Raw genomic sequence first — 2,081 nt, 5'->3', positions numbered from 1 at the left:
ACCATCGGCCACGTTGACCACGGTAAAACCACCCTGACTGCAGCTATCACCAACGTGCTGGCCAAGCACTTCGGTGGTAAAGCTTTCGCCTTCGACCAGATCGACAAGGCACCGGAAGAGCGTGAGCGTGGTATCACCATCAACACCTCCCACGTAGAATACGACACCGCTACCCGCCACTACGCCCACGTAGATTGCCCGGGTCACGCCGACTACGTTAAAAACATGATCACCGGTGCTGCCCAGATGGACGGCGCGATCCTGGTAGTAGCAGCGACTGACGGCCCGATGCCGCAGACTCGTGAGCACATCCTGCTGGGTCGTCAGGTTGGTATCCCGTACATGATCGTGTTCATGAACAAGTGTGACATGGTTGATGACGAAGAGCTGCTCGAACTGGTAGAGATGGAAGTTCGTGAACTGCTGACCGAATACGACTTCCCGGGTGATGACCTGCCGGTAGTTCGCGGTTCCGCGCTGAAAGCGCTGGAAGGCGACGCTCAGTGGGAAGAGAAGATCATCGAGCTGGCTGGCCACCTGGATACCTACATCCCGGAGCCGGAGCGCGCGATTGACCAGCCGTTCCTGATGCCTATCGAAGACGTATTCTCTATCGCTGGCCGTGGTACCGTAGTTACCGGTCGTGTAGAGCGCGGTATCGTTAAAGTAGGTGAGACCGTAGAAATCGTTGGTATCAAAGATACCGTTTCTACCACCTGTACCGGTGTTGAAATGTTCCGCAAGCTGCTGGACGAAGGTCGTGCAGGTGAGAACATCGGCGCGCTGCTGCGTGGTGTTAAGCGTGAAGACGTAGAGCGTGGTCAGGTACTGGCCAAGCCGGGTTCTATCAAGCCGCACACCAAGTTCGAATCTGAAGTGTACGTACTGTCCAAAGAAGAAGGTGGCCGTCATACCCCGTTCTTCAAAGGCTACCGTCCGCAGTTCTACTTCCGTACTACCGACGTGACCGGTACCATCGAACTGCCGGAAGGCGTAGAGATGGTAATGCCGGGCGACAACATCAAAATGGTTGTTACCCTGATTGCTCCGATCGCAATGGACGACGGCCTGCGTTTCGCTATCCGTGAAGGTGGCCGTACCGTAGGTGCTGGTGTTGTAGCTAGCGTAATCGCCTAATCGATTCGTTATATACAAACATGAAAAGGGGTGGCTTCGGCCACCCCTTTTATTTTTGGGGCTATTTATGGCCTGTGAGATACTGGGCAAAACCATTGATAGAGGTAGTTTCCGTGAGCAACCCCGCCATTTTTCTGGATCGTGACGGTGTCATCAATGAAGACACTGGCTATGTCAGTCAGGTCGATGATTTCCATTTTCTGCCCGGAGTCATAGACGCCCTGCAGCTCCTCAAAAAGAAAGGCTATCTGCTGGTCGTCGTCACCAACCAGTCCGGAATCGCCCGCGGCTACTTCAGTGAAGATGACTTCATGAATTTGACTGAATGGATGGATTGGTCACTGGCTGATCGGAATGTGGATCTCGATGGCATCTACTTCTGCCCCCATCATCCGGATCACGGCGCCCCCTGTGATTGCCGCAAACCGGAACCAGGCATGCTGCTGTTGGCACAACAGGAACTGGGGATCGACATGAGTCGTTCCTATATGGTGGGTGACAAGCCCTCTGATCTGAAAGCTGCCGTCAATGCTGGTGTTGGTCACAAGATCATGGTCAGAACCGGTAAGCCGGTGACCGAAACGGGTAGTGCGCTGGCCGATGCTCTCTATGACAATCTGCACGATTTTGCTGTTGCGGTGCCTGCAGTGAGCTGATTTCGCCGGTTTAATATGCCAATTGGTGGCTTTGTGAGCGAACAAACAGCGAAAGCCATCTTTTTGCAATTATCTGCTTGCCAGAAAGAATCTGTTCCCTATAATGCCCCTCCATCGACAGGGCAAGCGGCAACGCAGAAAGCCAAGTCGATAACCTCGAAAAGCCTTTGAAAATAAGGCTTGACTCGAGAAAGCGGTTGAGTAGAATTCCACTCCCGCAGCAACACACTGTTGCGTCGCTCTTTAACAATTTGAATCAAGCAATCTGTGTGGGCACTCACAGCATCG

Annotated in this window: 3 protein-coding genes; 2 read left to right on the top strand and 1 reads right to left on the bottom strand. The window is 53.3% G+C overall.

Translation table 11 applies throughout. From position 1 onward, the window contains the following. Together tuf and gmhB are read left to right on the top strand one after the other, a co-directional pair. On the top strand, positions 1-1,137 hold a 1,137-nt coding region (gene tuf / locus AB5Y86_RS09690), incomplete at its 5' end, for an elongation factor Tu (protein ID WP_115523187.1). 113 nt (positions 1,138-1,250) lie between these two features. Next, positions 1,251-1,793, top strand: coding sequence for a D-glycero-beta-D-manno-heptose 1,7-bisphosphate 7-phosphatase (gene gmhB, locus AB5Y86_RS09685; protein ID WP_309507841.1), 543 nt, complete (start codon positions 1,251-1,253; stop codon positions 1,791-1,793). Between the two features lie 98 nt (positions 1,794-1,891). On the opposite strand, the gene AB5Y86_RS09680 is transcribed toward gmhB, so the two are convergent. After that, positions 1,892-2,081, bottom strand: a 190-nt coding sequence (locus AB5Y86_RS09680; RefSeq protein ID WP_368192761.1) for a hypothetical protein, incomplete at its 5' end; no start/stop codon positions are given.

The sequence above is a fragment of the Aeromonas sp. s8 genome, assembly GCF_040907785.1.
GTDB classification, from domain to species: Bacteria; Pseudomonadota; Gammaproteobacteria; order Enterobacterales; family Aeromonadaceae; genus Aeromonas; species Aeromonas veronii.
This window is presented reverse-complemented; position numbering and strand designations above follow the sequence as displayed.